A 24,753-nucleotide genomic window follows, 5' to 3' on the forward strand; every position below is an offset into this window, starting at 1 on the left:
TTCACCTACCACCCAATCGGTACGGCTGCGCCTCGGTGGTGCGTTGGTCATCTGGACGGGGCATGGGTGAAGGGCACCTTTGACCGAGTAAGCCGGTCGAAGGTGCCCTTCGGTCCGGGCCGTGGGGGCGTTCGCGCAGCCTGGCAAGATGGGTTGTGTGTTGTGGGTGGGACTCAGCGGTGGCATCGGTTCGGGGAAGTCCACGGTGGCTCGGCGGTTGGTGGAGCGCGGAGCTGTGCTCATCGATGCCGACGTGCTGGCCCGGGAGGTGGTGCGGCCGGGCAGTCCGGGACTCGCCGAACTCGTCGAGCGGTTCGGGCCGGAGATCCTGGACTCCGATGGGGCGCTGAACCGTCCCGCGTTGGCGGACAAGGTCTTCGGCGACGGTGCGGCGCGCGCCGCCCTCAACGCCATCACGCACCCGAAGATCCGCGATCTGACGGCCGAGCGGATGGCGCAGGCACCTCCCGATGCGATCGTCGTGCACGACGTGCCGCTGCTGGTCGAAGTCGGCTACGCGCCGAACTACCACCTGGTGATAATCGTCGACGCGCCGGTTTCGGACCGGGTGCGACGGCTGGTGGACCGCGGCTTGACCGAGCAGGACGCCCGCGCCCGCGTCGCCGCGCAGGCCACCGACGAGCAGCGTCGCGAGGTCGCCGACGTGTGGCTGGAAAACAGCGGTTCGGTCGATGCGGTCCTGGCCCAGGTCGACGAGCTGTGGCAGCACCGGCTGGTGCCGTTCGAGGAGAACGTGCGATTGCGGAGGCGTCCGCCGAAGCGGTCGCCGAAGCTCGTCGAGCCGGATGCGCAGTGGCCGCGGCAAGCGCGGCGGTTGATCGCGCGGATCGAGCGGGCCGCGGGGGACAGGGCCGTGCGGGTCGACCACATCGGATCCACTTCGGTGCCCGGACTGCCCGCGAAGGACATCATCGACCTGCAGTTGACCGTCCGGTCGCTGGCCGACGCCGATGCGCTCGCCGAGCCGCTGGGCGAGGCCGGTTTCCCGGTGCTGCCGGACATTCTCGGCGACACCCCGCACAGCTTCGCCCCTGACCCCGCGCTCTGGGAGAAGCGGATTCACGTCTCCGCCGATCCCGGCCGCTACGCGAACCTGCACGTGCGCGTCGAGGGCACGCCGCCCTGGCGCCTGGCGCTGCTGTTCCCCGCCTGGCTGCGCGCCAACCCGGCGATCCGCGACGAGTACCTGAACCTCAAACGCGAAGTCGCGGCGAAGCACGCGGCCGACCCGAACCACGACGCCTACGCCGAAGCCAAGGAACCCTGGATGGCCGAAGCCCTCCCCAGGGCCAGGCGCTGGGCCGACGAAACCGGCTGGACACCGCAACGAGCGATCTTTTCCGAGTGAAGGGCACCTTTTACCGACTTACTTGGTAAAAGGTGCCCTTCACTGCTCGCCCGATTCGGTGATCACCAGGCTTCGAAGATGCCTCGGTGGGCCAGCCACTGGTTGATGTCCCGGTGTCGGCTGACTTCCTCCAGCGTGCGGTGGACGGTGCGCAGCGCGTAGTCGGCCTCGCTGAGGCGGATCATGCCGCTGGCCACCGCGGCGGCGAACTCGGCGGCATGGGTGATCCGCGCGCGGCCGTAGTCCCCGATCTGCAGGCCGAGCAACAGGTCGGTGGTGGTCCACGAGCGGGTTTCGCGCTCGATGTGGACCGCGGTGAGCGTGCTGGGACCCGGTAGCGAATGCCTGCTGCGCGGGCGGAAGCGGGTCAGGCGCAGTCCGAGTTCGGGCAGCAGCCAGGTGATCTCGGCGTCGTGCTCCTCGGCATCCGGCGTCGAACACTCCACGGCGAGTCCCCAGCGCTCGACGTGGCAGACGTCCAACTGCGCAACGAAGCCGGAAGGCTGCCTACGCCGCGAGCTGAAGACGTCGATAACTTCCACCAATTGGGGAGAGATCGCAGCGCTCACGGCGTCAGACATTAATGGCAAAACTGCGCTTTAAGATCAACAGTAGCGGTTTTTAACGTAACTTTTTGGAGCGCGTCGAATATCGATTCGCGCCAGACGCCCGCTGTCACCGGGTTGGCGGTAGCATTCGCTGCTCAGGCACGAGATCCTCGACCGGTTGCCCACGCCAGGACAGCTCGATTTCGTTGTCCCGCAACCACTTCGCCAGATCGTATTGGTGCCGGGCGAGTCCGTCCACGGCTGCGCAGGCGTGTCGCATCGCGCGCTGCGCGGTCTCGGCGTCCAACAATTCTGCCTGCACGGCGACCACGAATTCGTCGATGTCCAACAACTGCGCGGAGTGCCGATCCCGCACCGCGAGGTCCAGGTAGTGGTCAACGGTGCGCCACTGCTGCTCGCCGGGCTCGACGTCCACCACGTCCAGGTAGAAGTCGAAGTCCTCGGCATGGCCGGGATGCCAGTACCAGCGGGTCACGCGCAGCCCCAGGTCAGGCAGCAGCCAGGATTCGAGGGCCGCGATGCGGGGGTGCCCCGGCGTGCTGCGGGCCAGGTAAAGACCGAACTGCGTGCGGCGGAATTCCGCTACCATGCGCACGCGGCCTTTGGGGTCGGTGTTGGTACCTGCGGAAAGGTCGAAGATCTCGACCTTCGGCGGGTGGACGGGCAGACCGAGCCGTTCGGCAATCTCGTGCTGCGTGGTCACCCTGCCACTGTATGCGGCGGGCGCGACGCTCGAAGGGCGTCGCGCCCGCTTTCTGTTCGCCACTTCTGATGCGTCACCTCCGATCAGTCGGGGTCAGGTCGTCGCGCGGGAGACCATGGCCGGGGCCATGACCCCCAAACCCGCGAGGATCAGGACCGCCCCGCCGATCACGTTGCACAACACCGTGCTGAGCGTGATGGCGGTACCGCTGAGCACGAACACGGCCACGATCGTCCACACACCCAGCACCGGACAGGTCCAGGCGATGCCGTGCGTGCGGTGGTAGGCGGCCGCGAACGCCAGTCCGAGAACGGTGGCGGTCAGGCCGGTGATCAGGTTGTTCAGCGCCAATGACGGGGTCAAGGCGGCGAACCCGGTGATCCACGGCGACAGTGCGACGAACAGGCCACCGAGCACGGTGAAGCCGTTCGCCACCTGAGCGGTCGGAGTTTCCGAGGCCCGCTCGTAGCGCAGGCGCATCTCGGTGAGATCCGGATGCCCGGCGATAGGCGTGCTGCCCGACATCACACCACCTCCAGCACTGGGGTGACGCAATCCATTATCTGCCCTGGTCGCCGTTTGGGCACCCCGTGACGCAGCACGATGTCGGGGTGGGCTCGTACATTGGTTGTCGTGGCATTTGCGACTGAGCACCCCGTACTGGCGCACTCCGAGTTTCGGCCGGTCAGCGACATCCCGCGGACCGATGCCCGGTTCCGCATGGTCAGCGACTACCAACCGGCCGGTGACCAGCCGCAGGCGATCGAGGACCTGGAGCGGCGCATCTCCTCGGGGGAGAAGAACGTCGTGCTGCTCGGCGCCACCGGCACCGGCAAGTCGGCGACCACCGCCTGGCTGATCGAGCGCGTCCAGCGGCCCACCCTGGTGCTGGAGCCGAACAAGACCTTGGCCGCCCAGATGGCCAACGAGCTGCGTGGCTTCTTCCCGGACAACGCCGTCGAGTACTTCGTCAGCTACTACGACTACTACCAGCCCGAGGCCTACGTCCCGCAGACCGACACCTACATCGAGAAGGACTCCTCGATCAACGAGGACGTCGAGCGGCTGCGGCACTCCGCGACCTCCAACCTGCTCAGCCGCCGCGACTGCGTGGTGGTCTCCTCGGTGTCCTGCATCTACGGCCTGGGCACCCCGCAGTCGTACCTGGACCGGTCCATCCCGCTGGAGATCGGCGGCGAGGTCGACCGCGACGTGTTCCTGCGCGCGCTGGTGGACGTGCAGTACACCCGCAACGACATCGCGTTCGCCCGCGGCACGTTCCGGGTGCGCGGGGACACCGTGGAGATCATCCCGGCCTACGAGGAGCTCGCGGTGCGCGTGGAGTTCTTCGGCGACGAGATCGACCGGTTGCACTACCTGCACCCGCTGACCGGTGAGATCGTGCGCGAGGTGCAGGAACTGCGGATCTTCCCGGCGACGCACTACGTGGCCGGCGCGGACCGGATGGAGAAGGCCATCCGGGGTATCGAGGCGGAGCTCGAAGAGCAGTTGGCGATGATGGAGCGGCAGAACAGGCTGCTTGAGGCGCAGCGGCTGCGGATGCGCACCCAGTACGACATCGAGATGATGCGCCAGGTCGGGTTCTGCTCCGGCATCGAGAACTACTCGCGGCACATCGACGGCCGCCCGGCCGGGTCGGCGCCAGCGACCCTCATCGACTACTTCCCGGACGACTTCCTGCTGGTCATCGACGAGTCGCACTACACGGTGCCGCAGATCGGCGGCATGTACGAGGGCGACGCTTCGCGGAAGCGGACCCTGGTCGAGCACGGCTTCCGGCTGCCCAGCGCGCTGGACAACCGGCCGCTGACCTTCGAGGAGTTCACCGACCGGATCGGCCAGTCGGTGTACCTGTCGGCGACGCCGGGCCCGTACGAGATGGCGCAGGCCGGTGGCGAGTTCGTCGAGCAGGTCATCCGGCCGACCGGGTTGATCGACCCGGAGGTGATCGTCAAGCCCACCGAAGGCCAGATCGACGACCTGGTGCACGAGATCCGGGAGCGCGCCGAACGCGACGAGCGGGTGCTGGTGACCACGCTGACCAAGAAGATGGCCGAGGACCTCACCGACTACCTGCTGGAGCTGGGCATCCGGGTGCGCTACCTGCACTCCGAGGTCGACACCCTGCGACGGGTGGAGCTGCTGCGGCAGCTGCGCCTGGGGGAGTTCGACGTGCTGATCGGCATCAACCTGCTGCGCGAGGGCCTGGACCTGCCCGAGGTCTCCCTGGTGTCCATCCTGGACGCCGACAAGGAGGGATTCCTGCGCTCCGGCACCAGTTTGGTGCAGACGATCGGCCGCGCGGCGCGCAACGTCTCGGGCCAGGTGCACATGTACGCGGACCGGATCACCGACTCGATGCAGCACGCCATCGACGAGACCAATCGGCGCCGCGCCAAGCAGCGGGCCTACAACGAAGAACGCGGCATCGATCCGCAGCCGTTGCGCAAGAAGATCGCCGACATCCTGGACCGGGTGTACTCCGAGTCCGACGACACCGAGGAGTCGGTGGCCGTCGGCGGTTCGGGCCGCAACGTCTCGCGCGGCAAGAAGCCGACCGGGGAGGCCGTGGCCAGCGCCGGGTTGCTGGAGGACCGCGACATCAAGTCGATGCCGCGCGCCGAACTGGCGGACCTGGTGCAGCAGCTCAACGACCAGATGATGAACGCGGCCCGCGAGCTGCAGTTCGAGCTCGCCGCCCGCCTCCGCGACGAGATCCACGACCTCAAGAAGGAACTCCGAGGCATGGACGCCGCTGGCATCAAGTGATGGTGTCGCCGCGTCGAAGCTCTGCGTGGACGATGAATTTCCGGAGACCGGTGCTGAACTCCGCCTGGTTGTCGGGGGTTGCTCCTAGGGTGCGCGCAGGAGGTGGTCGTGATGGGCCTGGGGTTCCAGGTGACTTTTGATGCGCACGATCCGACGCGGTTGGCGCAGTTCTGGGCGGTGGCGCTGGAGTACGAGTTGCAGCCGCCGCCACCGGGCTTCGAGTCGTGGCAGCAGTTCGCGGAGAAGATCGGGCTGCCGGAGGACAAGTGGGGCGACCTCAACGCGGTGGTGGATCCAGCGGGTAAGGGGCCTCGGGTGTTGTTCCAACGGGTGCCGGAGGGCAAGACGGTCAAGAACCGGGTGCACCTGGACATCAACGTCTCGCAGCGCGGTCTGGCGCTCGACAACACCGCGCAGCGCCGCGAGATCGTGGCCGAGCACGTCGACCGCCTCAAGGTCCTGGGCGCCACCTACATCCGCGAGGTCGACGAACCAAATGGCTACTGCGTCGTCCTCCAGGACCCCGAAGGAAACGAGTTCTGCGTGCAGTGACACGTGGCCGGGACAACGGCGCTTTCGCCTGGAAGAACCGGGCGAGCGCCGTTCGCCCGGTATTTCCGCTCAGCTGGTGATGTCCTTGCGGTGGAAGCGCCAGATCGCCAGGGCGGTGAACACCGTTGCGTAGGCCAGGGCGGCGAAAGCGCCGTGGGTCATCGCCGTCCAGTCGATGTCCTCGCTCAGCAGGTCCGAGTAGGCCGTCGAGTAGTGCGTCGGCAGGTAGCTGCGCAGCTCGCCGAGAGCCGTGATCTGGTCGAGGATTTCCGACAGGATCGACACCACCACGGCTCCGCCCACCGCACCCAGCGGGGCGTCCGTGCTGACGCTCAGCCACAGCGCCAGCCCGGCGATCCAGGTCAGGTGCACCGCCAGGTACACCGTCGCCAACGCGACGCTCAGCACTCCGGTCAGGAAGGGCACCGCCTCGCCGGTGGTGCTGACCAGTTCTCCGCTGCCGTACCACAGCAGGCCCACCCCGAGGGCGACCGCGGCGAGCAGCAGCAGTCCGAATCCCGACAACAGCGCCGAAACCACCGCTTTCTGCCGGAGCAACCGGATGCGCGGAATCGGCGCGGCCAGCAGGTACTTCAGACTCGACCACGATGCTTCACTGGCCACCGTGTCGCCGAAGAACAGCGCCACCACCACGACCAGCAGGAAGTTGGTCGAGGCGAACAGGGTGAACACCGTGAAGTTCAGGCCGCTGGCGGTGGCCATGTCGGCCAGCGTCCGGCCGCCGCGCGAACCGTCGTCGCCGATCTCGAACGCCAGCAACAGCAGGAACGGCAGCACCGCCAGGAAACCCAGCGCCAGCCGGGTGCGGCGGCGGCGCAGCTGCCGCGCCAGCTCCACCCGCACCGGCAGCGTCCGCGTCGCCCGGTAGCCCTCGACGCTGCCGTCGGCCTGGGCCGCGTGACGACGGCTGGCGCGCACCAGCGCGGTTTCCGCGATGTCCAGCTGCCCGACCTTGGCTTGTTCCTCTACCTCGGCCTGTTCCCCGATCTTGACCTGTTCGGAGTCGGTCACCGGTGATCCTCCCCGACCAGCTGCAAGAAAGCGTCTTCCAACCGACGTCGCGGCCCCACCTGGTGCACCGAGACCCCGGAGGCGACCAGCACGTTGACCGCCACCGCCGCCGGATGTCCGGCGAGGTTGGCGTGCACCAGGTCGCCGTCGGTCTCCACCAGGCCGAGCCCTTCGATGGTGCGCAGCGCCTCGGCGGCCTGCTCCGGCTCGTCGACCCGGAAGGTCGCCTCGCCGTCGACCGACACGATCTCGGCCACGCTGCCCGCCGCCACCAGCCGACCGTTGTGCATCACCACGACGTGCGTGCAGGTCTGCTCGACTTCGGCGAGCAGGTGGCTGGACACCAGCACCGCGCGGTCGGTGGCCGCGTAGCGGCGCAGGATCTCGCGCATCTGGTGGATCTGCGGCGGATCCAGCCCGTTGGTCGGTTCGTCGAGCACCAGCAGCTCCGGTAACCCGAGCATCGCCTGCGCGATCGCCAACCGCTGCTTCATGCCCTGGCTGTAGGTGCGCACCCGGCGGCGAGCCGCGGTGCCCAGCCCGGCGATCTGGAGCACTTCGTCGAAGCGGGCCTGCAGCATCGGCCGCCCGGTCGCCGCCCAGTAGTACCGCAGGTTGTCCAAACCGGACAGGTGCGGCAGGAAGCCCGGCATCTCCACGAGCGAACCGACCCGGGACAGCACCGGGGCACCGGCGACCAACCGGTGGCCGAACAACCGGATCTGCCCGGAACTGGGCCCCAGCAGCCCCAGCAGCATCCGCAGCGTCGTCGTCTTGCCCGCCCCGTTGGGCCCCAGCAGCCCCACGATCTGACCGCGTTCCAAGCGGATCGACAGATCTTGGACCGCGGTCGGCTTGTCCGGGTACGACTTGGTCAGTCCGGCGATCATCAGCGGCGTGTCGGTCAGCAGCGGGTCGACGTCGTCGGTGCTCTTGCGGCGGATCAGCGAGAGCACCCACACCAGCAGCAACAGCGCGATGATCGCGCCGATGCCGACCAGCGGCGCCACCGGCACGGCGTTGGCGCTCGTCGTGGCGCCGCGCACCGACGGGATCGACACCGCGCCGTCACCGGCCAGGCCGATGCGGTGCACTGCCGGTTCCGTTGGTAACGCGTACGCCTGATCGGTGGTCGCCACCGCCAGCTCCAGCCGGTGGCCGGTCTCCAGCGGGTGCACCACACCCGGCAGCGCCACGTCCACGTCCACCGGGGTGCCATCCGCCGGGAGGTTGGTGACGTGCAGCGGTGACACGGCGTTGCCGAGCAGGCTGCGCTGCTGGTCCGGGCCGATGTCGTAGAGCTTGGCGAACAGCACCGCATCGCCGGTCGCTGGCTGGCCCGGCACCGACGCCACCGAAAGCCGGGTGTGCGCGGTGCCGGAGATCAGCAGCTGGCTGTCCAGCGGTTCGGTGCGGAACACCGCGACCTGGCCGGGCAGGTCGCGGGCCAGCGATTGGCCGAGGCTGCCCGCGGCGTCCAGCACCTCTCCCGCGCCCGGCAGCGAACTGGTGGCCGCCGGACTGCCACCCGGCGGATTGATCACCTGGGTGACCGGTCCGGTCAGCCGCAAGGCGAAGCGCGGCGTGCGCTCCGCCAGCACACCCGGGTAGGCGAGAGCGGACACGGTGCGCACCGGGATGTCACCGTCGCGCTGGGGCCGACCGGCGATGTCGTAGTCGAAACCGGTTCCGGGGTCGGGCACCGGCGGCACCCCGCCGAGGTGGAAGGCGAACCAGTCGGCGATGCGTTCCTGCAGGGCCGGATCGGGCGGGTCGCCGTCGTGGCCACCGGCGAACCAGATCATCTTGACCTTGCCGCCAGCCGCGGCGATCTGCCGGGCGTTGGCATCGGCTTGGTCCAGACCGAACAGGGTGTCCCGTTCGCCCTGCACCAGCAGCGTCGGCACGTTGATGTTGGCGGTGACCGACTTCGGGGAGACCCGGTCGAGCAGGTCCAGGGTGGTTGTCCCGGCCCGTCCGGTCTGGGCTACCTCGGTGTAGGCCGCGCACACCTGCGAGGTGAAGTTCCCGCAGGTCAGCGGCTGGCTTTGGGAGTCGGTGCGCATGCCCGCGGAGCCGCCGTCGGGCGACGGCAACGCCTGCGAGCGGTTGCCGACGCGTTGTTCCGGTGAGCTGCCCGCCGAGAACAGCAGACCCGCCCAAGCCTGTTTGAACACGCCCTGGTCGTTCAACGATCCCCCGGCCGGGGTGCCGCCGTCGATCCGGTCGCGGGACGCGTCGTTGGGCAGCAGCGCCTGACCGAGGTCGTTGTAGGTCATCACCGGCGCGATCGCATCCACCCGGGGATCGGTGCCCGCCAGCAGCAGGCTCAGCGCGCCGCCGTAGGAGCCGCCGGTGACGCCGACCCGCGGATCGCCTTCGCCGTCGCGCAGCACCTCCGGCTGGCGCGCCAGCCAGTCCAGCAGCTGGTGCGCGTCGGCCACCTCGTAATCGGGGTCGTTCAGGGCGATCTCACCGGTGCTGCGGCCGAAGCCGCGCGAGGAGTAGGTCAGCACGGTGAATCCGCGGCGGACCAGTTCCTGCGCCTGGGCCGCGGTGTCGTTCTTGCTGCCGCCGAACCCGTGTGCGAGCAGGATCGCCGGTGCCGGGGTGTCGGCCGGGGCGAACAGCGTGACGTCGATCTGCACCCGCTCGGTGCCGCTGGGGCCGTCCAACACGTCCAACATCGCTTCCCGCGGCACTTCCGGGGCGGCGGCCGGTTGCTCTTGACCGGACCACAGGTAGGCGCCAAGCATCACAATGGCGATGCAGGACAGGGCGATCAGGACGAGGCCCCTGCGGCGACGGGGGGAGGCGGACACGCTTTTGACAGTAGGGGAAGACAGCGGCACCAGTTCTATCCAGACGCGGGCGAGGGCAAAGACGCTATGAAGCAGAGACCAAACAGCAACCGGACACCTCGTCGTGCCCGCCGCCTAGGCCGTGCCGCATCCCCGCGTGCGGTCTCCGGTGTGGCCGGGTGGTGGTGATCTTAACCATGATCGCTTGGGACGCAATGATCCCGTTGCCGTCATCGCTGTGGTGCCCCTGCGTCAGGCGCTGCTGCGCTGAGTAGCGCACTAGTTCGCTTGCCGCGTGACTTTCGTTGCGGATACCTACCCCGGCTGGTGTTCGAACCCGTGCATAAGTGACAATCTTGACAAGTAGGTGGAGGGGAGTATTCCTTCGCGACGGTGTCGTCATCACGGAACTTGCCTGGACAAGCCCGGTGCCGTCGACCGGTCTAAGACTGGTGGAAGAGACCTCCGGTCCCCGGCGCATGTGCCCTGAACCGGAGGTTGTGGATGGGTGTCGACGTGACAATGCTTGCCCAGCAGGCGCAGGCCGAGGTCGAGCGGCTGAACGTTGCGTGGTGGGTTTGGGCCGCCACGCTCGGCGGTCTCGCGCTGCTGCTGTTGCTCGACCTGGTGATCGTGGACCGCAAGCCGCACGAGGTGACCACTGGCGAAGCCGCCAAGTGGGTCGTGTTCTACGTGGGCTGCGCGATCCTCTTCGGAGTCGGAGTGTGGTTGTTCGGTGACTCGCGCTTCGCGATCGAGTACTTCACCGGATACATCACCGAGTACTCGCTGAGCGTGGACAACCTGTTCATCTTCATGGTGATCATGTCCAGCTTCGCGGTTCCGTCGATTCACCAGCACCGGGTGCTGTTGATCGGCATCCTGCTCGCGCTGCTGATGCGCGGCATCTTCATCGCGATCGGTGCCGCGTTGATCGCGCAGTTCGTCTGGGTGTTCTTCATCTTCGGCGGTTTCCTGATCTGGACCGCGTACAGCATGGTGCGCAAGAAGGACGAGGACGAGGAGTACCAGGAGAACGCCGTGGTCCGCTGGGTCCGCAAGGTGTTCCCGGTCACCCAGGAGTACCACGGCGCCAAGTCGAGCGTGAAGATCGACGGCAAGCGGTTCCTGACTCCGATGTTCGTGGTGATCGTCGCGATCGGCAGCGCGGACCTGTTGTTCGCGGTGGACTCGATCCCGGCGATCTTCGGCATCACCCAGGATCCGTTCCTGGTCTTCACGGCCAACGCGTTCGCCCTGATGGGCCTGCGGCAGCTGTACTTCCTGCTCGGCGGCCTGGTGGACAAGCTGGTCTACCTGTCGGTGGGCCTGGCGGTGATCCTCGGCTTCATCGGCATCAAGCTGATCCTGCACGCGTTCCACGAGTACCACTTGGTGCCGGACTGGCTGGAGATCAACAACTGGATGTCCTTGTCGGTCATCGTCGTCGTGCTGGCCATCACCACCTGGGCGAGCATGGCGAAGTCCAAGAAGGATGCCGAAACCCAAGAACAAGAAGCAGCCGAAAACGCCTGACAGCGTTAGCTCCAAGCGAGGTGAAGGACACCTTTTACCAACTAAGTTGGTGAAAGGTGCCCTTCACTCACGACCCGATCGAGACGATCCCGCGCCGCAGGACCCACCGAATCGCGGTCCCTTCGGTTGATTTTTTCCGAGTGAAGGGCACCTTTTGCCGGGTATGCCGGTCGAAGGTGCCCTTCACTCTTCACCCATCACCCGAACGCGGTGTTGCGGGGTTGCTTGGGCGAAGTGGTCAGTCGAGCAGGGTGTAGCTGAGTTCTTTGCACACTCGGCCCAGGGGTACGTCCAGGCCCGGGTGGCTCAGCGGCAACAGCACGTCCGGGGAGTCCGGCAGTGCGGTCGCCGCCGGTGGATCCCACAGGCACAGCGACGGATTGCCCGCGTCCATCGAGGACCGGTACCAGAGTCCGTCGAGCTCCGGGTACGCCGCGCGGATCCCGCGCGCCCAGGCCTGGGTGCGCAGCTTGGGACCGCTGTTGATCGCCTGCGAGGCACCCGCCCGGGTGGGCCACAGGCCGGTCAGGTCCAGCAGCCGAAGCGTCCGACGTGGACGGAACAGCACCAGGTGCGGGCTGCGCGTCCGGCGATCCACTGTGGACGTCGCTTGGTAGACCTCGGCGATGCAGGTCTGCACCGACAGCGAGAAGTACAGCACCCCGTGTTCCCGGGTGACCGTCGGACCACCCTGGGTGTTGGGCAGGTGCGGGTCGAATCTGGCGTGCGGCAGCGGTCCGGCGTAGCGGAAGCTGTTCCACTGCTGGGGGTGGTTGCCCCCGGAGGTGAACACGCGCACCAGGCGAGTGCCAGCGGGCACCGCGATGACGTCCTCGGTGCGCCGGAGCATTGCCTGCAGCGCAGCGGGCGCAGGCGGCTGGGGTAGCCGTGCCATGGAGGTCCTGGGATGGGGTCTCGAAGGTGGGGGAGAGCGCTCAGGCCGGGGTGCCGATCGTCGCGGCGAGATCGGCCACCCGCTGCGGGTCACCGCCTGCCAGCAGCCACTCGCGCGGGCTCGCGGGCCGGTCCCCGAGTTCGAGGTCCTCCTGCGGCGTGGTCATGAAGTTGGCCAGCACGAGCGCGGGCTGGTCGATGGGCATCAACGCCAGCACCGTGTCCAGGCCGGGCAGCACGTCGGTCTCGGTGAACTGCCAGGCGGGCAATCGCCACCCGCCGCGGTCCTTCCAGCCGATCAGCCGTCGTTCGCTGACGCGGTGGCGGATTCGGCTGCTGTCCACCCCGATCCGCTCGGCGGCCTGGTTGACCGACAGCGCGGTGTCGCGCAGCACGGCCTGTTCGGCGACGGTCCGCGCCCGCGGGTCGACCTCGTCATCGCTGAGCGGCGTCAGGTCCAGGCCTGCCTCGGCGAGTGCGACTCGCTCCGCCTCGGTGAAGTGCGCAGCTGGGTCGACCTGGGGCGAGGTGAGCTTCTTGGCGGCATCCTCGACCAGATTCAGGAATTCGTTGGCGGTGACCTTTAAACCGGCACGTGCCAACACGGTCTCCAGCGCGGCTGACATAGCTCCAGAGTAACGCGAGATTGCGGAAATGTGTGCGCGAACGTGCGCCGAGTGCGAAATATCACTTTTAGTAGCATGTGGATTGCGCACTGTGACGGACTTCTGGCTCCGGTCGGGGTGTTCTTTGGCGTAAACGTGGTCCGAAACACCCCGCCGGAGGCGAAGTTGATTACGGCAGGGTGTCCAAATGCGCCCGAACAGGGTCGGAGAATGCGTTGCCGCTGCTGGCGTCCCAGTTGATCGACCAGGTCATCACGCCGCTGAGTTCGGGGTGCGGCTGTTCGGGGACGTACTGGCCGCAGTCGGTGGCCGCGGTCAGGCAGTTCAGCGCGTTGTTGATGACCGCCGGGTCCACGTAGCCGCTACCGGCCGCCGACGCGGATGCCGGTAGGCCCAGCGAGACCTGGTCCGGACGAAGCACTTGCAGCAGGATGCACGCCTGGGCGGTGATGAAGTCGACCGAACCCTGGCTGTAGACCTGTCCGTCGCAGCCGTTCATCGAACCCGAGTTGTAGTACTGGGTGTGCACGACGGTGACGATGTCCTTGACGTTGTTGATCAGCTCCAGGTACGAGCCGCCGGGCTGCACGTCGAGGGTCTGCGGCGCCATCGTGAGCACGAAGCCGTCACCGACCTGGTCGCGCAGTTGCTGGATGGCGCTGGTCGTGTTGGGGACGTTGAGGCCGTGCTCCAGGTCAATGTCCAACCCATTGATGCCGTAATCGGTTAATATTTTTCCAACCGAGTCTACGAAGTTCGCGACGTTGGTTTCACCGCCCAGGTCGACATTTCCCTTTTCGCCGCCGATGGACAGCACGAATGTCTTGCCCTCGGCCTTCTTGGCGGCAATGTCTGCTTTGAGTTGTTCGTCGGAATATCCGCCGAGTGCGGTGGCCAGTTGCGGGTCGACGGTGAAGGTGACCGCGCCGGGTCGGGCGGGGTCGGCATTGGCGAAAGCCAGCACGATGACGTCGTAATTCGCCGAAACATCACTGATCCGCAGCGGCGCGGCATTGTTGACGAAGTTCTGCCAATAGCCGGTGAGCTGGTGCTTCGGCAGTGCTTGCGGGGTGGTGGCCGAGGCGGTGGGGACGAATGCGAGTGCGGTCAGGACGGCCGCGGCGAGCGCGGCCAGTCGTCTGGTCATGCGGGGCCTCCGTGGGTTAGCGCCGGATGATGTTCTCGCAAAATGGACTAGACCAGTTGCGCGGTCAAGGATTTGGCGAGGTTGCGAAGCGCGGATTGGGCCACTCGGAGCACCGCATGCGGCCGAGGGTTGACGGGACCGCCCATGCCCCGTTGACTGGACGTACCGACTGGTCGGTCTCGATGTGGAGGTGGCGCGTTGGGCAGCGTGTACGACCAACGACCTTGGCTGGCGCTCTACGAGGACGCGCTGCCCCCGGCGATCGAGCCCCGGTTCGACAACATGCTCGAACTGTTCGCCGCCACCCGCCGCGACCATCCGGACCGGGTGGCCATCACCTACTTCGACGGTCGGCTCAGCTACCGGCAGCTCGACGAGCTCAGCGACGGTCTGGCGCACTACCTGGTCGAACAGGGGGTCGGCCGGGGCGACCGGGTGGCGCTGTACCTGCAGAACGTGCCGCAGTTCGCCATCGCGTTGCTGGCCGGGTGGAAGGCCGGTGCGATCGTCGTGCCGCTCAACCCGATGTACCGGACCCGCGAGCTGACCAAGATCCTCAGCGACGCGCAGCCCGTCGCCGTCATCTCCTCCGAGCAGGGCTGGCACGACGCGCTCGGCGCGGTCGCCGGTCCCGCCGGGGTGCGGGTCGCCATCACCACCAGCGAACTCGACCTGCAGACCCGGCACGATCCGCGGCTGTTCAGCAGGATCGAACGCCGTCCGGCCGCCGGATGCGTCGACCTGCTGGCGATCGCGCGGGCGCACGCCGGAGCGCGGCCACCGGAGATCTCACCGTCCAGTTCGGACATCGCGCTGCTCGTCTACACCTCCGGGACCAGCGGGGTGCCCAAGGGAGCCACCAACACGCACGGCAACGTGGTGTTCAACGCCGAAGGCATGCGGACCCGCATCGAAGGACTGGGCGGTGCGGGGATCTTCGGGCTCGCCCCGCTGTTCCACATCACCGGTCTGGTCTGCCAACTCGGCGGCGCGCTGGCGCTCGGGCGGCAGCTCGACCTGGTGTACCGGTTCGAACCCGGCGTGGTGCTCGACGCGCTCGCCGAGCACCGGCCCTGCTACATGGTCGGACCGTCCACTGCGTACATGGCGCTGATGAACCATCCGGATGTGACCACCGACCACTTCGCTTCGCTGGAACTGGTGTACTCCGGTGGCGCACCGCTGCCGTCGGCGGTCGTGACCGCCTTCCGCGCGCGGTTCGGCCACTACATCCGAAACGGCTACGGCCTGACCGAGACGACCGCGACGGCCACCTCGGTGCCCGCGCACCTGGAAGCACCGGTCGACGAGGTCTCGGGCACCCTCAGCGTCGGTCTGCCCACCTACAACACCGTGCTGCGCATCGTCGACGACGCGGGCGAGGACCTGCCAGCCGGTGAAGTCGGCGAAATCGTGGTCGACGGACCGATGGTGGTGCCGTCGTACTGGAACAAACCCGAGGAGACCGCGGCGGGCATCCGGGACGGACGGCTGCGCACCGGCGACGTCGGGTTCATGGACGCGCAGGGCTGGTTCTACGTGGTGGACCGGAAAAAGGACATGATCAACGCTTCCGGCTTCAAGGTCTGGCCGCGCGAGATCGAAGACGTCCTATATGGACACCCGGCGGTGCGGGAGGTCGCGGTGGTCGGCGTGCCCGATTCCTACCGCGGCGAAACGGTCAAGGCCTACGTGAGCCTGCGCAACGGCGCTTCGGCCACCGCCGACGAGCTCGTGGCGTACTGCAAGCAGCAGCTCGCCGCGTACAAGTACCCGCGCAGCATCGAGATCCTCGACGAATTGCCCAAGACCGCAACCGGCAAGATCCTCCGTCGTCAGCTGCGGGACACCGCCCGGGCCGCGGCGGCGGGACAGGACTGAGCCGTTCGAGCGGCAGCGAGAGGAAGGAATTCGATGGGCAAGCGTTTTGACGGTCGGGTGGCGATCGTGACCGGGGCGAGCCGAGGCATCGGCCTGGCCATCGCCGAGCGGCTGGTGTCCGAAGGGGCGAAGGTGACGCTGACGGCGCGCAAACCCGAACCGCTGGCCGAGGCCGTGCACGGCCTCGGCGGCGCCGAGAACGCGCTCGGCATCACCGGCAAGGCCGACGACGAGGAACATCAGGCCGCGGCGGTCGCCGAGACGGTGGCCACCTTCGGCCGGGTGGACATGCTGGTCAACAACACCGGCATCAACCCCGCCTACGGTCCGCTGATCGACCTGGAACACGGGGTCGTGCGAAAGGTGTTCGAGGTCAACGTGCTCGCCGCGTTGTCCTGGACCCAACAGGTCTACCGGGCGTGGATGCGGGAACACGGCGGCTCGGTGCTCAACATCTCGTCGGTGGCCGGGCTGCGACCGGCACCGGGCATCGGACTCTACGGCGGCACCAAGGCGATGCTGGTGCACCTGACCAAGGAGCTCGCGGTCGAGCTCGGCCCGGACATCCGGGTCAACGGCCTCGCCCCGGCCGTGGTGAAGACGAAGTTCGCGACCGCGCTGTACGAGAACAAGGAGGACGAGGTCGCCGCGAACTACCCGTTGCGGCGCTTGGGTGTTCCCTCCGACATCAGCGGTGCGGCGGCGTTCCTGCTCTCCGACGAGGCTTCCTGGATCACCGGGCAGATCCTGGTGCTCGACGGCGGTGTGACGCTGAAGGGCGGTGTGTGAGTTGCGGCTTGCCGATGCGGTCGTGGTGATCACCGGTGCGGGTAATGGCATCGGTGCCGCGCTGAGCCGGAAGTTCGCCGGATCCGGCGCGAAGGTCGTACTGGGCGATTTGGACGCCGACGCGGTTCGCCGGGTGGCCACCGAGGTCGGCGGCATCGCGGTGCCCGGTGACGCGGCCAGCGAGGACGGCGTGCGCGCGCTGGTCGACGCCGCGCTGGGCGAACACGAGCGGATCGACCTGTTCTGCGCCAACGCCGGGATCGCGCGCGGCGGTGGGCCGGAGGCCGACGAGGCGGACTGGGCGCAGTCCTGGGACGTCAACGTGATGGCGCACGTCCGCGCTGCCCGCGCGGTGCTGCCGCACTGGTTGGAGCGCGGGCAAGGACATTTCTTGGCGACGGTGTCGGCGGCCGGTCTGCTGACGATGCTGACGGCGGCGCCGTACTCGGTGACCAAGCACGCCGCGCTCGGCTTCGCCGAATGGCTGGCGATCACCTACGGCGACCGCGGCATCACGGTGCAGGCGCTGTGCCCGCAAGGGGTCCGCACCAACATGCTCGGCAGCAGCGGGGCGGGCAAGGCGATCCTGGACGATGGTGCGCTGGAGCCGGAGCAAGTGGCCGAGGTGGTCGCCGAGTCCCTGGACAGCGGGGAGTTCCTGATCCTGCCGCACCCGGAGGTCGCCGACTACTACGCGCTGCGCGCCGGAGAGCCGCAGCGGTGGCAGGCTGGCATGCGGAAGCTGCAGCGCAAGGTGGAGTAGCGGGACGTATCGACAGGCCGGTCCGCCGCAGGCCGGACCGGCCGGTCGATACGCTGAGCGAACCGACAGGGGAGGTAGACATGGCGCGGGCGAACGGTCGCACCACCGCCGGCACGGCAGTGGGTGTTGAACCGGTTCCGCAGCGGCTGCTCGCCGTGGCCACGCGGTTGTTCGCCGAGCAGGGCTTCGAGATGACCTCCGTGCAGCAGATCGTGGACGCCGCCGGGGTCACCAAGGGTGCGATGTACCACTACTTCGGCTCGAAGGACGACCTGCTCTACGAGATCTACGCGCGGGTGCTGCGGGTCCAGCACGCGCGGATGGAGAGCGCGGCCGAAAGCGACGCCCCGGTGCAACAGCGGTTGCACGCGGTCGCCGCCGACGTGGTCGCCACCACGGCCGCGAACCTCGACGACACGGTGATCTTCTTCCGCTCGATGCACCTGCTGCATCCGGACAAGCAGGCCGAGGTCCGCGCGGAGCGGCGGCGATACCACGAGCGGGTGCGCGAGCTCATCGAAGAAGGCCAGCTCTCCGGGGTGTTCCGATCGGACAAGTCGGCGGATCTGGTGGTGGACTTCTTCTTCGGCGCGGTGCACCACCTGGGCACGTGGTTCCGCAAGGACGGCAAGCTCACCGGCGAGGACGTGGGCGAGCAGTTCGCCGACCTCCTCCTGACATCGCTGCGCCCGTGAGTGTTTTGTCCGGTTGAGACTGGACGGGCCACTCGCGGGGTTTCGGGTGTGTTGCGCTGATCGATAATTCTGCCGCTGGGGGTTGCGCCGCGGGTTGTCGGAAAGGTTCGCTACGGCTTGCGTTTCTCGTGAGATCACGTGGCAGGAGCCAGCATGAGCAGTGAGACCCGCGCCGCCCAGCCGCCGAGGATCGACCGGGTGCTGAACCTGGTCGAACGGATCGGAAACAAGCTCCCCCAGCCGTTCCTGCTGTTCGGGCTGCTCTTCCTGATCGTGGTGGCGGTGTCCACCGTGGTCGCGGCGTTCGGCGTCACGGTCCAGATCCCCGGTGCCGACGAGGTGACGCCGATCCGGGGCGCGCTCAGCGGCGAAGGCCTGGAGTTCCTGTTCACCAAGATGGCGGAGAACTTCATCGGGTTCCCGCCGCTGGAAACCGTGGTCACGATCATGCTCGCGGTGGGGCTGGCCGAACGAACCGGCATGCTCACCGCGTTGATCCGGGCCGCGTTCGGCGGGGCACCGCGCTGGGTGCTGCCGTACGCGGTGGGGCTGGTCGGGATTTCGGCCAGCGTGATGGCGGATTCCTCGATGATCATCATTCCGCCGCTGGCCGCGCTGGTGTTCAAGGCGGCCGGACGGCACCCGGTCGCCGGACTGTTGGGCGGCTTCGCCGCCGTCGGCGCCGGGTACTCCACCGCGCCGGTGGTCACCAGCCTCGACGCGCTGTTCTCCGGGATCAGCAACAAGGTCGCCGAAACCCTGCCGGATCCCGGCACCATGGTCACGCCGGTGTCGAACTACTACTTCAACCTGGCCTCCTCGATCGTGCTCGGACTGCTCGCCGGGGTGTTGATCGACAAGGTCATCGAGCCGCGCATGGTGCGCACCGGGGTGCCCCGCGAGCAGGTGGACGCGGTGGACGAACCCGAGGTGAAGGTGGGGTTGGAGCCCGCCGAGCGCCGCGGGCTGATCTGGGCGGGCGTGGCGTTCCTGATCACGTTCGGGCTGGTGCTGCTGCTGGTGTTGTGGCCGAATTCGCCGCTGCGCAACGAAACCGGCGGATTCCTGCCGACATCCCCGCTGTTGGATTCGGTGACCACGCTGATCTTCCTGGGCTTCGCGGTACCGGCCATCGCCTACGGCGCGATCGCGGGATCGATCGAGCGGGCCGGGGACGTGCCGAAGCTGATGGCCGCCGCGCTGCGGGATCTCACCGGATTCCTGGTGCTGGCGTTCATGCTGGGCCAGTTCATCGCGCTGTTCAACTGGACGAATCTCGGTTCGTGGGTGGCGGTTTCCGGCGCGGACCTGCTGCGCGTGCTCAACTTGGACGGGTACCCGGCATTCCTCGGGTTCATGGTGCTGGCGTCGGTGCTGAACCTGTTCATCATCTCCGGTTCCAGCCTGTGGACGCTGATGGCGGCGGTGTTCGTGCCGATGTTCGCGCTGCTGGGCTTCGAACCCGGCTTCGCGCAGGCGGCGTTCCGGGTGGGCGACTCGGCGACCCAGATCATGACCCCGCTGAACCCGTACATGATCATCATCCTGGGCTATCTGCGCCGCTACGAACCGAATGCGGGCATCGGCACCCTGGTGGCCCGCATGGTCCCGTTCGTGGCCCCGTTCTGGCTGGTCTGGGCCCTGATCCTGACAGTCTTCTACTTCGCCGACCTACCCCTAGGCCCAGGCATGGACATCCACATCGGCCCATAACCCCGGAAGGGTGAAAGGTGAGGGGCACCCGTGACCCAGTAACTTGGTCACGGGTGCCCCTCACCCATGTGTCAGAAGATGACGCGGGAGAGGGATTCCGCTACGCAGGCGGGTTTTCCGGCGCCTTCGATCTCCACCGTTACCTTGATCGCCAGCTGGAGTCCACCGTCCACTTCGGTCACATCCGCCAGTTCCGTCGTCGAGCGGACGCGGGAGCCGACCGGGACCGGGCTGGGGAAGCGGACCTTGTTCAGGCCGTAGTTGATCCCCATCTTGGCGCCCTCGAACCGGTAGGTCTCGGAATTCAGCTTCGGCAGCAGGCTCAGGGTGAGGAACCCGTGCGCGATGGGGCCGCCGAACGGGCCCTGCTTGGCGCGCTCGACGTCGATGTGGATCCACTGGTGGTCCAGGGTGGCGTCGGCGAACTGGTTCACCTGCTCCTGGGTGACCGTCAGCCATTCGCTGGTGCCGAGCCGCTCACCCTTGGCGGCGATGACCTCTTCCTTGCTGCTGAACACTCGCAACGCGAACCTCCTTGGGAGACAAAGCTAGGGCATCGGCAGGTCGGCGAGTTCGCCGATGCGCTGCCGGTGGACGTCGGCACTGCCGAAGGTGAGCTGGGAGCTCTTGGCCCGCCCCAGGTACAGGTGGGCCGGGTGCTCCCAGGTCATCCCGATGCCGCCGTGCAACTGCAGGTGCTCTTCGGCGGCCAGCACGACCAGGTCCGAGCAGTAGGCCTGGGCGATGGCGACCGCGAGTTCGGTCTCGTCGTCGCCGCGGGCCAGCGCGTCGGCGGCATTGCGGGCCACGGCCCGCGCCGAGCTCACCCCGGCCCACAGGTCGGCCAGCCGGTGCTTGACCGCCTGGAACGAGCCGATCTGGCGGCCGAACTGGTAGCGGGTCTTGGCGTAGTCCACTGTGGCGTCCAGGCAGCGCTGGGCCAACCCCACTTGCTCGGCGGCCAGCAGCCCGGCCGCGGTGACCAGCGCCCGCCGCAGGAATCGCTCGGCGTCGGCACCGGCGGCGATCCGCTCGCCGACCGCGCCGTCGAGGGTGAGCGTGCCGAACCGGCGGGTGAGGTCCAGCGGTGTCGTCGCGGTTCGCGACACCCCGGACACCGAGGTGTCCACCAGGTACAGCGCGGCACCGTCGGCGTCCGCCGCGGGCACCACGACGTAGTCGGCGACCTCCAGGTCCACCACCGCCGACACCGCACCGGTCAGCGTGGCGCCGTCGGCCTTCACCGACTGCGGAAAGGCCCCGTAGGGCACCGTGGTCAACCCGACGGCGACGGTGCCGAGCTGCGAGCCGTCGGCGAGCTGCGGCAGGATCTCCCGAATCCGCGGCTGATCCGCGCAGCACACCAGGGCGGCGGTGGTCAGCACGTTGCTCAGCAACGGCACCGGCGCGACGGATGCGCCGATTTCCTCGGCCACCACCGACAGTTCCCGCGCGCTGGCCCCGGCACCGCCGAACTCGTCGGGCACCAGCAACGCGGCGAGACCGAGCTCCCCGGCGAGGGTGCGCCACAACGCCAGGTCGTAGGGCTCGTCGGTTTCGCAGCGGGCCAGCACGGCCGTCCAGTCGCAGCGGTCCCGCAGCAGGCGGCGGACGTTCGCCCGCAGATCCTCTTCCACTTCGCTGTAGAGCAGATCCGGGGTGGTCATCGCGGCAGCTCCTTCCACGGCCGATCCTTGTCGGTGCGGATCTCCGGCGGCAGCCCGAGCACCCGTTCGGCGATGACGTTGCGCAGGATCTCCGTGGTGCCGCCCTCGATGGAGTTGCCCTTCGCCCGCAGGTACCGGAAACCCGGGCCGCGCTTGGCGAAGTCGGCGAACTCCGGCTGGCGGAACGTCCAGTCGTCGTAGGCCAACCCCGCCTCGCCGAGGAACTCCAGCTCGAAGCCGGTGATCGCCTGGTTCAGCTCGGCGAAGGCCACCTTGACCGCCGAACCCTCCGGCCCCGGATCACCGGCCGCGAGCTGCTGGCGCAGCCGCAGGCTGGTCAGCCGGGTTGCCTCGGCGTCCACCCACAGCCGCAGCAACCGGTTGTGCAGGCCACTGGTGCGCTTCTCCGGGTGGTCGCGCCAGGCCCCCGCGGCGATGCCGATCATGCCGCCTTCCCGCGCGGGCGCGCGACCGCCGATGGCCACCCGCTCGTTCATCAGCGTGCCCAGCGCGACCTGCCAGCCCTGACCGACCTCGCCGAGGCGTTGCGCGTCCGGGATCCGCACCCCGGTCAGGAACACCTCGTTGAACTCCGCCTCACCGGTGATCTGCCGCAGCGGGCGGACTTCCACGCCCGGCGCGGTCATGTCGCAGATGAAGTAGGTCAGGCCCTTGTGCTTGGGTTGGTCCGGATCGGAGCGGGCGACCAGGATCGCCCAGCGGGCCTGGTGCGCCAGCGACGTCCACACCTTCTGCCCGTCGAGCACCCACTCGTCGCCATCCCGCACCGCCCGGGTCGCCAGCCCCGCGAGGTCCGAGCCCGCGCCGGGTTCGCTGAACAGCTGGCACCAGACCTCCTCGCCGGTCCATAGTGGACGCAGGTAGCGGCGGCGCTGCTCATCGTTGCCGAAGCGCAGGATCGTCGGCGCGGCCATGCCCAGGCCGATGCTGTTGCGGTGCGGCCGGTTGTCCGGCGCACCGGCCGCCGCGAACGCGGCATCCACCACCGGCTGCAGCTCCCGCGCCGCGCCCAGACCACCGAGCCCGGCCGGGAAGTGCACCCACGCCAGCCCGGCGTCGAAGCGCGCCCGCAGGAACTCCAGCCGATCCAGCTCGGCCGGATCGTTCGCGGCGAGGAATTCCGCCACCCGACCGCGAAGTTCGTCGGCGTCCACCGTCATCACGCCTTCGGCCCACCGGCCACGTAGATCACCTGGCCGGAGACGAAGCCGGAGCGCTGGTCGACGAAGAACGACACCGTGTTGGCGATGTCCTCCGGCTGGCCGACCCGGGCCACCGGAATGCTGTTCGCCGCGGCCGTGACGAAGTCGTCGAAGTCCACCCCGACCCGCGCGGCGGTGGCCTTCGTCATGTCGGTGGCGATGAAGCCGGGTGCGATGGCGTTCGCGGTGACGCCGAACTTGCCGAGTTCGATGGCCAGCGTCTTGGTCAGGCCCTGCATACCGGCCTTGGCCGTGGAGTAGTTCGCCTGACCGCGGTTGCCGAGCGCCGAGGTGCTGGAGAGGTTGACGATGCGGCCCCACCCGGCCTCGACCATGTGCTTCTGCACCGCGCGGCTCATCAGGAACGCACCCCGCAGATGCACGTTCATCACGGTGTCCCAGTCGTCCTCGGACATCTTGAACAGCAGGTTGTCCCGGATGACGCCCGCGTTGTTGACCAGCACCGTGGGGCCGCCGAGCGCCGCTGCGATGCGGTCGACCGCGGCCTGCACCTGCCCGGCGTCGCTGACGTCGGCGCCGACGGCCAGCGCCTTGCCACCGGCCGACTCGATGGCCGACACGGTGTCGGCGCACTGCTTCTCGTCGAGGTCGATGACCGCGACGGCGAAGCCGTCTTCGGCCAGGCGCTTGGCGGTGGCGGCGCCGATGCCACGAGCGGCTCCGGTGACGATGGCGACACGGCTTTCAGCCATTGGATCTCCTTGCGGGGGTTCGGTAGTGGTTGGTTGGGGTACATCCGGTTCTTACCGCACTTGCCGCTCACGAACCGTTCAGCGGTACTTCTTCAGCTCCCGGCGGGCCAGCGAGCGGCGGTGCACCTCGTCGGGGCCGTCGACGATGTGCAGTGTCCGGGCGTGCGCGTAGAGGTTGGCCAGCGGGAACTCCTGGCTGACGCCGCCGCCCCCGTGCGCCTGGATGGCGCGGTCGATCACCCAGGTGGTCATCTCCGGCACGCCGACCTTGATGGCCTGGATCTCGGTGTGCGCACCCTGGTTGCCGACGGTGTCCATCAGCCAGGCGGTCTTGAGCACCAGCAACCGGGCCTGCTCGATCTTCACCCGCGACTCGGCGATCCAGTGCTGCACCACGCCCTGGTCGGCCAGCGGCTTGCCGAAGGCGACCCGCTCGTTCACGCGTCGGCACATCAGCTCCAGCGCGCGTTCGGCCATCCCGATGGCCCGCATGCAGTGGTGGATGCGGCCCGGCCCGAGCCGGGCCTGGGCGATCGCGAAGCCCTCGCCCTCCCCGGCGACGATGTTGTCCACCGGCACGCGGACGTTGTCGAACACGATCTCGGCGTGTCCACCGTGGTCGGCGTCGGTGTAGCCGAACACGTGCATGCCGCGTTTGATCTGCACGCCGGGGGCGTCCTTGGGCACCAGGATCTGGCTCTGCTGGCGGTGCCGCTGCGCCTCGGGGTCGGTCTTGCCCATCACGATCAGGATCTTGCAGCGCGGGCTCATCGCGCCGGAGGAGAACCACTTGTGGCCGTTGATCACGTAGTGGTCGCCGTCGCGTTCGATGCGGGTTCCGATGTTGGTGGCGTCGGAGGAGGCGACGTCGGGTTCGGTCATGCAGAACGCCGAGCGGATCTCGCCGTCCAGCAACGGCCGCAGCCACTGCTTCTTCTGCTGCTCGGTGCCGAACTGCGCCAGCACCTCCATGTTGCCGGTGTCCGGCGCGGCGCAGTTGGTGGCTTCCGGGGCCAGCCGACCGGCCCGGCCCATGATCTCGGCGAGCGGCGCGTACTGCAGGTTGGTCAGCCCGGCACCGTGCTCGCCAGGCAGGAACAGGTTCCACAGGCCGCGCCTGCGGGCTTCGGCCTTGAGCTCCTCCATGATCGGCGGGTGCGCCGACCACGGGTCGTCGGCGGCGGCCAGCTGTTCGAGGAACACCGGCTCGGCGGGGTAGATGTGCGAGTCCATGAAGTCGAGCAGCTGCTTGCGCAGCTCCTCGGTGCGTTCGTCGTATCCGAAATCCAT

General features: G+C 68.1%; 22 protein-coding genes. 9 read left to right on the forward strand and 13 right to left on the reverse strand.

From position 1 onward, the window contains the following. Positions 1–157 precede the first annotated feature (157 nt). Positions 158–1,369, forward strand: a complete 1,212-nt coding sequence (gene coaE, locus ACTWQN_RS23415) for a dephospho-CoA kinase (protein ID WP_443205721.1) — start codon at positions 158–160, stop codon at positions 1,367–1,369. A 62-nt stretch (positions 1,370–1,431) separates the two neighbouring features. On the opposite strand, the gene ACTWQN_RS23420 is transcribed toward coaE, so the two are convergent. From ACTWQN_RS23420 to ACTWQN_RS23430, 3 genes are all read right to left on the reverse strand, one after another. Next, a complete protein-coding gene (locus ACTWQN_RS23420; protein ID WP_443205689.1) occupies positions 1,432–1,938 on the reverse strand; it encodes a hypothetical protein in 507 nt (168 codons plus the stop codon). 106 nt (positions 1,939–2,044) lie between these two features. After that, positions 2,045–2,641 carry a ribonuclease FAU-1 family protein gene (locus ACTWQN_RS23425; protein ID WP_443205690.1) on the reverse strand — a complete coding sequence of 199 codons (597 nt, stop codon included), beginning with the start codon at positions 2,639–2,641 and terminating at the stop codon, positions 2,045–2,047. Positions 2,642–2,734: 93 nt separating this feature from the next. After that, positions 2,735–3,166 (reverse strand): SPW repeat protein, encoded by a 432-nt coding sequence (locus ACTWQN_RS23430; protein ID WP_443205691.1) that lies wholly within the window; start codon positions 3,164–3,166, stop codon positions 2,735–2,737. A gap of 108 nt (positions 3,167–3,274) precedes the next feature. Here ACTWQN_RS23430 and uvrB point away from each other — a divergent pair, with 108 nt between their 5' ends. Beyond that, on the forward strand, positions 3,275–5,431 hold the full coding sequence (gene uvrB / locus ACTWQN_RS23435) for an excinuclease ABC subunit UvrB (RefSeq protein WP_443205692.1): 2,157 nt from the start codon (positions 3,275–3,277) through the stop codon (positions 5,429–5,431). A 111-nt stretch (positions 5,432–5,542) separates the two neighbouring features. Then, positions 5,543–5,983, forward strand: a complete 441-nt coding sequence (locus tag ACTWQN_RS23440) for a VOC family protein (protein ID WP_443205722.1) — start codon at positions 5,543–5,545, stop codon at positions 5,981–5,983. A gap of 69 nt (positions 5,984–6,052) precedes the next feature. On the opposite strand, the gene ACTWQN_RS23445 is transcribed toward ACTWQN_RS23440, so the two are convergent. Then, positions 6,053–6,946, reverse strand: coding sequence for a DUF2705 family protein (locus ACTWQN_RS23445; protein ID WP_443205723.1), 894 nt, complete (start codon positions 6,944–6,946; stop codon positions 6,053–6,055). 65 nt (positions 6,947–7,011) lie between these two features. Beyond that, a complete protein-coding gene (locus ACTWQN_RS23450; RefSeq protein WP_443205724.1) occupies positions 7,012–9,771 on the reverse strand; it encodes an alpha/beta fold hydrolase in 2,760 nt (919 codons plus the stop codon). Positions 9,772–10,338: 567 nt separating this feature from the next. Here ACTWQN_RS23450 and ACTWQN_RS23455 point away from each other — a divergent pair. Continuing rightward, positions 10,339–11,352: a TerC family protein gene (locus ACTWQN_RS23455; protein WP_443205725.1), complete on the forward strand. Its 1,014-nt coding sequence runs from the start codon at positions 10,339–10,341 to the stop codon at positions 11,350–11,352. 238 nt (positions 11,353–11,590) lie between these two features. Here the strand turns inward: ACTWQN_RS23455 and ACTWQN_RS23460 are convergent, their stop codons facing one another. The 3 genes from ACTWQN_RS23460 to ACTWQN_RS23470 all read right to left on the reverse strand — a co-directional run bounded on the left by ACTWQN_RS23460 (position 11,591) and on the right by ACTWQN_RS23470 (position 14,019). Beyond that, complete coding sequence (locus ACTWQN_RS23460) at positions 11,591–12,247, reverse strand: RES family NAD+ phosphorylase (protein ID WP_443205693.1); 657 nt, start codon at positions 12,245–12,247, stop codon at positions 11,591–11,593. Positions 12,248–12,287: 40 nt separating this feature from the next. Further along, entirely contained in the window at positions 12,288–12,872 is a 585-nt protein-coding gene (locus ACTWQN_RS23465; protein WP_443205694.1) for a DNA-binding protein, read from the reverse strand. A 169-nt stretch (positions 12,873–13,041) separates the two neighbouring features. After that, a complete protein-coding gene (locus ACTWQN_RS23470; RefSeq protein ID WP_443205695.1) occupies positions 13,042–14,019 on the reverse strand; it encodes a chitinase in 978 nt (325 codons plus the stop codon). Positions 14,020–14,217: 198 nt separating this feature from the next. Here ACTWQN_RS23470 and ACTWQN_RS23475 point away from each other — a divergent pair, with 198 nt between their 5' ends. The 5 genes from ACTWQN_RS23475 (at position 14,218) to ACTWQN_RS23495 (ending at position 19,860) form a co-directional block, all read left to right on the forward strand. After that, the gene (locus ACTWQN_RS23475; protein WP_443205696.1) at positions 14,218–15,900 is read left to right on the forward strand and encodes an AMP-binding protein; all 1,683 of its coding nucleotides are present in this window, start codon (positions 14,218–14,220) and stop codon (positions 15,898–15,900) included. A 33-nt stretch (positions 15,901–15,933) separates the two neighbouring features. After that, positions 15,934–16,689 (forward strand): SDR family oxidoreductase, encoded by a 756-nt coding sequence (locus ACTWQN_RS23480; protein WP_443205697.1) that lies wholly within the window; start codon positions 15,934–15,936, stop codon positions 16,687–16,689. Continuing rightward, on the forward strand, positions 16,682–17,452 hold the full coding sequence (locus ACTWQN_RS23485; RefSeq protein ID WP_443205698.1) for an SDR family oxidoreductase: 771 nt from the start codon (positions 16,682–16,684) through the stop codon (positions 17,450–17,452). Before ACTWQN_RS23480 ends, ACTWQN_RS23485 begins: the two co-directional genes overlap by 8 nt. Positions 17,453–17,532: 80 nt before the next feature. After that, complete coding sequence (locus tag ACTWQN_RS23490; RefSeq protein ID WP_443205699.1) at positions 17,533–18,147, forward strand: TetR/AcrR family transcriptional regulator; 615 nt, start codon at positions 17,533–17,535, stop codon at positions 18,145–18,147. 153 nt (positions 18,148–18,300) lie between these two features. Beyond that, positions 18,301–19,860, forward strand: coding sequence for an AbgT family transporter (locus ACTWQN_RS23495; protein WP_443205700.1), 1,560 nt, complete (start codon positions 18,301–18,303; stop codon positions 19,858–19,860). A gap of 71 nt (positions 19,861–19,931) precedes the next feature. On the opposite strand, the gene ACTWQN_RS23500 is transcribed toward ACTWQN_RS23495, so the two are convergent. From ACTWQN_RS23500 to ACTWQN_RS23520, 5 genes are all read right to left on the reverse strand, one after another. Continuing rightward, positions 19,932–20,384 (reverse strand): MaoC family dehydratase, encoded by a 453-nt coding sequence (locus ACTWQN_RS23500; RefSeq protein ID WP_443205701.1) that lies wholly within the window; start codon positions 20,382–20,384, stop codon positions 19,932–19,934. Positions 20,385–20,408: 24 nt separating this feature from the next. Next, positions 20,409–21,527: an acyl-CoA dehydrogenase family protein gene (locus ACTWQN_RS23505; protein ID WP_443205702.1), complete on the reverse strand. Its 1,119-nt coding sequence runs from the start codon at positions 21,525–21,527 to the stop codon at positions 20,409–20,411. Continuing rightward, a complete protein-coding gene (locus ACTWQN_RS23510; protein ID WP_443205703.1) occupies positions 21,524–22,708 on the reverse strand; it encodes an acyl-CoA dehydrogenase family protein in 1,185 nt (394 codons plus the stop codon). The genes ACTWQN_RS23505 and ACTWQN_RS23510 overlap by 4 nt, the downstream gene beginning before the upstream one ends. Then, positions 22,708–23,463, reverse strand: coding sequence for a 3-oxoacyl-ACP reductase FabG (gene fabG / locus ACTWQN_RS23515; RefSeq protein WP_443205704.1), 756 nt, complete (start codon positions 23,461–23,463; stop codon positions 22,708–22,710). The genes ACTWQN_RS23510 and fabG overlap by 1 nt, the downstream gene beginning before the upstream one ends. 78 nt (positions 23,464–23,541) lie before the next feature. Further along, positions 23,542–24,753 (reverse strand): acyl-CoA dehydrogenase family protein, encoded by a 1,212-nt coding sequence (locus ACTWQN_RS23520; RefSeq protein ID WP_443205705.1) that lies wholly within the window; start codon positions 24,751–24,753, stop codon positions 23,542–23,544.

Origin of the sequence: Saccharopolyspora antiqui, from assembly GCF_052246905.1 — a bacterium.
Taxonomy (GTDB): domain Bacteria; phylum Actinomycetota; class Actinomycetes; order Mycobacteriales; family Pseudonocardiaceae; genus Saccharopolyspora.